2 protein-coding genes and 1 pseudogene are annotated in these 4,248 nt (G+C 39.5%); 1 reads left to right on the forward strand and 2 read right to left on the reverse strand.

The window, feature by feature from the left end:
• Positions 1 to 2,417, reverse strand: a pseudogene (locus tag RRG12_RS41550) (hypothetical protein); the annotation flags it as partial.
• A gap of 47 nt (positions 2,418 to 2,464) precedes the next feature.
• Between RRG12_RS41550 and RRG12_RS41555 the strand changes: the two are divergent.
• Entirely contained in the window at positions 2,465 to 2,995 is a 531-nt protein-coding gene (locus tag RRG12_RS41555) for a hypothetical protein (protein WP_420763187.1), read from the forward strand.
• Between the two features lie 794 nt (positions 2,996 to 3,789).
• Here the strand turns inward: RRG12_RS41555 and RRG12_RS41560 are convergent.
• Positions 3,790 to 4,248 (reverse strand): transposase (locus tag RRG12_RS41560; protein ID WP_420763188.1); only part of this gene is annotated, 459 nt, incomplete at its 5' end.

Genomic DNA, 4,248 nt, shown 5'->3' on the forward strand with positions numbered 1-4,248 from the left:
TTGGTAATTTCGAGTTGCGTTCCTGAATCTGTTTGAACAATTGCGCTAGGGCCAGACTCTGTTTCTCGCCGCCTTGAGGCACGAACCGCTGCGTTGAATTTCCGATCAAACTCGTACTTGGCGGCAACTGCTGCAAATTTTTGCTGTGGTGTAAATTCTACTCCTTTGAATAAGTCTTTAAACTGGACGATCGGACGCGATTCTAACTGTGATTCTTGGAAATATTTATTGGTTTGGCTAATTAATAATTCTACTGGTGAGTAACCTTTTGGTGTTATCCCTGTACTTAAATAAACTGTTTTTAATTTCTTATCTTTAATATAATTAACATCACGATACAAGTAGCGACTGTTTTCCCGGATTTTATCCATCTCAGGTTTTTTAGCACTTTTGAATAAATCAACCGCTATTTGGTTTTGATAACACCCCTCACCGATCATTTCTCGGTACATCAGGCGGTTAACATCCATTGCCTGCTGAATAATCTCTGGAGTTCTTTGACCCAAAGCAAGTTCAACAAACCCTTGCATATAAGATTTATATTCTTCTCGGATTAACTTTGGCTCTTTCTGGTGTTCTTGCTCAAATAGGACTTTATAATGACTAGAAACTTGGTCTAAATAAGTTGATTGTTGTTCTAAGGTACCGTAAGTTTTAAGTACCTCAATTTCTGATTCTAATGCCTCCAGTGCTGTCACTTGATTGTTGATTATACCTACGCTGATGCTATCGCTCATGTGGATAGCGATTTTTTCAAATGGGGGTTGGGTTCCATCTTCCAAATAAAATGATTGTTTTTTGAGCTTGACTGTGGGCGAATAGGCGTTTTGGGGAAGATTTCTTCGCTCTGCCTCTGCTGTCAGATTAGGATATAAGCTAGCTCGTGCTACACCAATGCAGTCACCATCGTAGTCTCGTGCTTGCCGCTCTGATTCGGTTTCTGCTGGGTCGATAAAATCAACATCAACCAAGAGTGCTTCTAACTCTGTAATTCTTGCTTGTATACGCTTGTGGTCTTCGTCATTAACTACAATTATGCCTTGCAAAGATTTCCCATCTGGAGCAACACGGTCTTCAACGTGTTTATTATTAGAAACACACAAACCATTGGAGTTCAGGAAAGGAGAACGGAAGTTAAGAATTTTTTCTTGCTCATCAAGCCAAGGGACACAAATTTCACCATTTTTGAGTTCCTTGGAAGGAATAATCATTGCTCGGTCAAAAGTAAGCGTTTTCCCAATAGCAATATCTCGCCACTCACTTTGTACAAAACGGTTTAATTCCTGTTTGACCTTCTCAGTTTCTAAAAGCTGCTGATGCCCTAGTAAATCAGCTTTAATGAGTTTGTACATGAACAAGTCATCTTTAGTATTCTCGTCATCTAATTCCTCATCTGTATCTAAATCGTCATTTTTTCCTAAGTTTTTAACATCTATTTCTTGGTTTGTGACCTCTCCTATTTTTAATTTACTTTGGTTCAATGATTCTTTGCGTTTTTCGTATCTTTCACAATAGTAAGCAGCAACAATTCTTGGGTCATCTTGAATAGAGGCTAATCTTTGGGCTTGTACCTCTAGTTCCTCAGCAAAATCTTTAATCCCTTGGGGGAAAGATGCCAGCACTTGGGAGATAGACATCTGACCTTGCTGAGATTGCCCTTTTTCAGCTAACCAAATATTTTGCTGATATAATCCTGGTTGAATTTGAGGTTTAGTGGGGCCTTTGGGTCTATCCTTGTCTGTTCCCTTAAAACTGCTTACTGGGAGAATTATATCGATTTTTGGTTCATTGTTCGGGTCTACATATTCTATTCTATCTAGTCTGTATGGTCGGAGTGTTCCTTTGCCAAAACGGTACTTAGTAGTATCTTCTCCGTCTCCTTCCCTCCAGCCGAATCGATGCTGAATTACACGATAGCTTTTATCTGTTTGGGATTCTCTTAAGGTTACTTTGTCATAAAGTTGTGTTGAAATCTGCCCATAACAATCTCCAACTAATTTATATGCCAAATCATTCGATAATATTCCTCCATTCTCACCCCTGTTCTCAGTAGAATCATCTACTACCAGAATGTTTAGCTTTTCGTGAATCGCATTTTTACAAGCCCCAAGGAAGATGGAACCATAAGCCCCACGGTCTTTACTATCTGGACAAATTTTTTGAATCGTTTCTAAACATTCCTTTTCTCCATAAAGTAAGCGAGTTTTTGAAGATAATAGTAAAATGTGTCCATCTGGATGATTTTTTAATTCTTTATCTGTACTGTATTCATCTGAATGTCCAAATGAGAATTTTTTATCAGGAAAGTAAAATTCCAGCAAAGTATTACTGAGATTTTCAGTTAAAATAGTTTGACGCTCATCTGTATAAATCCATTGATTGAGCCTGGGATCAAAATGTTTAATTTCCAGAGTCATGGTTTTAATAAGTTCATGAAACTTGGTTAATCTCTTGAGAGGTTTGTATGTCGAGAATTAAGCGTTGGATAAATATGCATAAGGAAGAATTCAATGCAGATGGAACTTTAAAAGATGAAGTAAGACAACAAAAGTTATCTCTTGGCGCACATCCAGGAGCAATTGATAGTTATGCTCGTAGAGTAAAAGAAGAGTATGACGAGTGGAAGCACCTGGATGAGACTGATCCAGAGCCGTGGCCAATCTACACAGCCTACGATTTCTTCACTGAACAAGAGAAAAAGGAGTTTAACCCAGATGGTTCTCTCAGACCTGAATATGTAGAATATGCTCAGAAAATTGGCATCAGTGAAAGTGCGCTAGAGCAGCTTGAGTGGCGTAAGAAAATGGAGGTTGATCATTATAATAAAATGTCTGCCTCACACGTAGAACAAGGCATCAACTTTGGTGAATGGTTGATGGAAGGGAGGATTGGAAACAGCAGAACCTACGTTCAACGTCGGCAGCAGATGGAGCAAGACCTGCGTAACTTTGAGCCGGAAGACAGTTTGCCTTTCGACAAGGACACCTCTTATTAAAGTAGGTGAGTTACGCTGTAAAGAAAGTTTTTATCCATCAAATGCAGTGATTTGGCCTGAATATGTGAAAGAAAGCGATCGCCTCACCTTGGGTATGAAAGCAAATATTCATAAACTGCCTTTTTACTTCGTTAACTTGAAAGATTTTAGAGATTGCTGATGGAATATCATAGTCAATAATTGCAGTGCAGTAAATAAAAAGGAGTCAGGAGTCAGAATTCAGGAGTCAGAATACTCCACCCATGAAGGGATGAAGTTTTAATTCAGGAAGAATATTTTAATTTTTTCGCTTGACTTCGGGCGTTAGCGTAGCGGGACGAAGTACGGTTTTAACCAATATTCATGAACCACTCGTACAGAATTCATGCTGAATTCTGACTCCTGACTTCTGAATTCTTCTTATAAATATACCGCACTGCGATTATGTTTATTTGTGATGTTTTTTACCGTGTGGTGGGGTGTTTTTTGATAATTGTTTGCCCTGAGATAATTCCGACGAAGAATTACTAGATATTGATGAAGTAGCTATTTTATACATGGCAAAATAGCAAGAAATAGCGACTAGGGAGATTAAGGTAGCCTGACCAATTATTTTCCACGAGTTGGAGGTCAGTTGAGACTGAACTCGCCTAAAGAAAACAGACTCTAACTTTTGCTGAGTCGTGCGATTTTTCAAGTACTCTAAAACTTGCAGACATTCAGATATGTCCTCGCCTTTGTAGACTTTTTGACACAGCAGAATTTCTAAGCGTTCAATGCGACGTTCGGGAGTTGATAAATTGATATAGCGGTTATCAGTCTTCTGAAGTACAGTAGCAACAGTGAGTAAACCAACCGAGTAAATTCTCTATCGTCACTTCTGCGAATGCCGTATCTAATGCCTGGAGTAAATCAGTGTATGTCCTTGCACCGATACGACGGAGAATGTTCTTAATCTTAGACCAACAATTCTCAATCGGTGAAAAATCGGGAGAGTAGGGGGGGAGATAAATGAGGCTCGCGCCAGCAGCGATGATCAAAGCTTCAAGTTCATCACTTTTATGGATCGAGCAGTTATCCATTAGAACGACTGCACCAGTCCAAAGCTGAGGTACGAGCTTTTGAGAGATGAAGGCATCAAAGGTCAAGGCATCGATAGAACCTAAACCACTCCACTGGGTCAGCAGTCCTTTTAAGCTAATGGCACCAATTACCGAGACATTTTTCCCTTTACGGTTGGGCTTTTGAGCATAAGCTCGTAGCCCTGGTAAGGG

The sequence above is a fragment of the Nostoc sp. CALU 546 genome, assembly GCF_048836525.1.